The organism is Aeromonas media (genome assembly GCF_000819985.1).
GTDB classification, from domain to species: domain Bacteria; phylum Pseudomonadota; class Gammaproteobacteria; order Enterobacterales; family Aeromonadaceae; genus Aeromonas; species Aeromonas media.
On sequence record NZ_CDBZ01000230.1, the window covers coordinates 1 to 3,876 of the forward strand.

General features: G+C 66.2%; 4 protein-coding genes. All 4 read right to left on the reverse strand.

Going from position 1 to position 3,876, the window contains the following annotated elements:
* The coding region (locus tag BN1127_RS20670; RefSeq protein ID WP_042650706.1) for a DMT family transporter at window positions 1-749 on the reverse strand (749 nt) is incomplete at its 3' end.
* Window positions 750-834: 85 nt separating this feature from the next.
* The gene (locus BN1127_RS20675; protein WP_005328642.1) at window positions 835-2,340 is read right to left on the reverse strand and encodes a GntP family permease; all 1,506 of its coding nucleotides are present in this window, start codon (window positions 2,338-2,340) and stop codon (window positions 835-837) included.
* The gene (gene denD, locus BN1127_RS20680) at window positions 2,337-3,287 is read right to left on the reverse strand and encodes a D-erythronate dehydrogenase (RefSeq protein WP_042650707.1); all 951 of its coding nucleotides are present in this window, start codon (window positions 3,285-3,287) and stop codon (window positions 2,337-2,339) included. The genes BN1127_RS20675 and denD overlap by 4 nt, the downstream gene beginning before the upstream one ends.
* A 40-nt stretch (window positions 3,288-3,327) precedes the next feature.
* On the reverse strand, window positions 3,328-3,876 hold a 549-nt coding region (locus BN1127_RS20685), incomplete at its 5' end, for a hydroxypyruvate isomerase family protein (RefSeq protein WP_042650708.1).

Sequence of the window (3,876 nt, forward strand, 5' to 3'; positions counted from 1 at the left end):
ACTTCGAAGTTGAATTCGCGGGCGAGCGCCCCGATGCGGCGCGGATCCCCGTCCCGCAGCGCCAGATACCAGGTGACGAAGGCCGCCCCCATGGGGCCGAGGGCCAGCCCGGCGATGAGCAGCCAGTCTGCCTGCGGGATCTGGTCGAAGGGTAGCGGCCCCTCCAGCCCCCAGGCAAGCAGCAGCGCCAGCAGCCCTGCGGGCAGGCAGGCGGCGGCCGTGACCACGGCGGGGGCGGGGGGCAGACGGCGGGAGAGCACTGAATAGGCGCCCCAGACGATGGCGGCGCCGAGCGCCAGCAGGTAGCCCGGTAGATGAGCCTGCTGCAGTTGCAGCCGACCATCGACCATCACCAGCACCGAGCCCGCAAGGCCCAGGGCCCCGGCCAGCAGATGGTGCAGGCTCAGGGGGTGGCCCGGCAGCAACAATGGGGTAAACAGGATGATGCACAGGGGCCAGAGGTAGTTGATGAGGTTCGCCTCCAGCACGGGGGCGTGGCGAAAGCTCATGAACAGCAGCAGGTGATAGAGCAGCAGGGCCGTGATGGTCACCAGCCAGGTGAGGGGGCTGGCGCGCCACTGGCGCCAGAACGGCAGGGCACCCGCGCCACAGAAGAAGAGCACCAGTCCCACCAGCACCAGCGGTGACACGCTGGTGATCCGAGAGGTGAGGGCAGCGAGCGAGGCCCACAGCAAGATGGTGAGCAGCGCAAAACCGGTGGACCTGTCCCACCAGGAAGAAGCAGACATCCAACACTCCTTTGCAAGATGAATAAAAAGAGGGCCAGTCTAGCAGACTGGCCCTCGTCACACAGCGTTGCCATGACGCTGCGGGTCAGGACTCCCGGCTCGGCACTGCACTGGCCGCCGGTGCCAGGGACTGGCCCCTGACGTACCAGACGATGAGCGCCAGCACCAGCAGCGGCAGCACGGGGTCGAACCAGGTGCCGCCGGAGCCGAATACCAGGTTCAGCAGGGCGACGCCGGTGCCGCCGATGGCCCAGGCGATGGTGGTCGGGATGGACCAGACGATCATCTGCTGCTTGACGTCCGAGATCCCCATCATACGGTTGACCACCCAGAACAGGCTGTCGTTGAAGTAGCCGAAGAAGAGCGACCCCATGGTAGCAGCCTGAGCCGCCAGCAGCATGTTGACCCCGGGGATCTGCGCCAGTATGGGGGCGGAGATGGAGGCCGCCGTCACCATGGCCACAGTGCCTGAGCCCTGGATGAGGCGCACCAGGGTCGCGACGATGAAGGGGATCAGGATGGGGGAGATGGGCAGCTGGGCTATCTGCTCGGCGAGCTGCTGGCCCGCACCGCTGTCGCGCAGCACGGCACCCAGGGCGCCGCCGGCACCGGTCACCAGCAGTATGATGCCGGCCGATTGCAGCCCCTCTTCGAGGCGAGCGGCGGTGGCGTGTCTGTCCATGTGCGGCACCAGCGTATAGACCGCCAGCAGCACGCTGATGGCGAGCGCTATGATGGGGGTGCCGATGAAGTTGATGCCCTGCACCAGGGGGTTCGCCATCAGGCCGTCCATCCCCTCCAGGGTGGCGAGGGTGGTGAAGATGGCCTTGACGAAGATAAGTACTATGGGCACCAGGATCGGCAGCAGCGACAGGGTCAGGCTCGGCAGGGTCTTGCCCTCCTTCTCCTTGAGGTACTGCTCATAGGTAGCTTGCAGCTCGTCCGGGGTCTGGGCAGCGTTCGCGCCGAACTCGGGGTACTTCTTGTCGAGCCACTGGGCGTAGAAGACGATGCCGAGCACGCAGGGGATGGCCAGGGCCATGCCCATCAGCAGCATGGCGCCTATGTCCACGCCAAACAGACCGGCAACACCGAGCGGCCCCGGGGTCGGCGGCACCGTATGGTGGGTGACCACCAGGCCCCCCGCCAGCGCGACCCCCAGGGTCAGCAGGGAGCGCTTGCCGCTTTTCGCCAGCGCCTTGGCCACCGGATAGAGGATAACGAAGGCGGAATCCACGAAGATGGGGATGCTGACGATGTAGCCCGTGATGGCCAGTGCCCACTCTTCGCGGCGCTTGCCGAGCCACTTGATGAAGCTGTAGGCGATCTGTTCGGCGGCGCCGGAGACTTCAAGCAGGCGGCCCATCATGACCCCGAGGCCGATGACGATGCCGATGCTGCCGAGGGTGGAGCCAAAGCCCTGCGTGATGACGGTGAGGGTCTTGTCGATGCTCATGCCGCCTGTGATCCCGGCGATGCAGGCCGCCGCCAGCATGGCGATCAGGGCGTGCACCCGGGTGCGGACCACCAGGAATACCAGTACGAAGACGGCGATAACCAGGCCGATGATGGGGGTAGGGATGTCGCTCATGATGCCTCCTGCATGTCATGGGTGATGAAACTGTCGATGATGTCGGCAAACGTCCTGTCTGCCGCGAAGCCGAGGGCGCTGGCCCGCTGGTTGTCGATGCGTCCCGGCCAGCTCGCGACTATGCGCTCTATGGCCGGATCGGTGGCAAACTGCACCCGATCCCGGGCCGCCTGACCACCGGCCCGGGCGAGGGCCTCCAGCATCTCGCCGACGGTGACGCTGATGCCGGGCAGGTTGATGCTGCGGGCGTCACCGGTCGCGGGGAGTCTGGCTGCCAGCAGGAAGTTCGCGACTACGGTGGCGGGGCTCGAGAGCCAGAGACGCAGTTCCGGGCTCACCGGGCAGAGGGCGTTCTCTCCTTGCAGCGGCTCGCGGATGATGCTGCTGACGAACGACGAAGCGGCGCGATTCGGCTTGCCCGGCCGCACGCAGATGGTGGGCAGGCGCAGCACCAGGCCATCCACATAGCCCTTGCGGCTGTAGTCGTTGACCAAGAGCTCCCCCATGGCCTTCTGGGCGCCATAGGAGGAGGTCGGGGTCAGCGCGGTGCCATCGTTCACCAGCTCCGGCAGCGGGCCGCCATAGACGGCGAGCGAACTGGTGAAGACGAAGCGGATGCCGGGGCGGGTGTGGCGGCAGGCCTCCAGCAGGGTGCGGGTGGTGTCCAGATTGACCTTCCAACCCAGATCGAAATCCTGCTCTGCATGGCTGCTGACGATGGCTGCCAGGTGGTAGACAACTGTGGTCCGTTCGCTGATCAGGGACTCGGCGACACCGGTTTCGGTGAGGTCGGCCTTCAGGCAGCGCACCCTGGGATCCGGCAGGGGGGATTGCGGCTGCTGGATGTCCACCAGCAGCAGCTCGGTGAAGGGGTGGGGGCCTTGCAGCAGGGCCCGGGCCAGTTTCTGGCCCAGGAAGCCACCGCCGCCGGTGATGATGATTTGCATCTCGTTATCCTCAGACTCGTTCATGTGTAGGTTGTGTTTCTTATTGTTGTGTCAGCCAGCCCAGCCCTTCCCGGGTGCCGGCTCTGGGGTTGTATTCGCAGCCTATCCAGTCGTGGTAGCCCGCCTGCGCCAGCACCTTGAACAGGTGGGGGTAGGCGATCTCCCCCTCGTCCGGCTCGTGGCGATCCGGCACCGAGGCTATCTGGACGTGGCCGATGGCCGGTCCCAGCTTGCCGATGAGACGGGTGAGATCCCCGTCCATGATCTGGGCGTGGTAGAGGTCGAGTTGCACCCCCACGTTGGGTCTGTCTATCTCCTGCACCAGGGCCAGGGCGTCGAGCTGGTGAGCCAGGAAGTAGCCGGGCACGTCCCGATCGTTGAGAGGCTCAAGCAGCACCTTGATGCCGTCTGCGGCCAGGAAGTCGGCGGCGAAGCGGATGTTCTCGATCAGGGTCTGGCGGTGGGCCGCCAGGCTGTGTGCCGGGTCGACGATGCCGCTCATGGCGTGCACCTTGGTGCAGCCGAGCGCCAGGGCGTAGTCACGCACGCTTGGCAGGTGGGCGCGAAACTCCGCCTCCCGCCCCGGGAT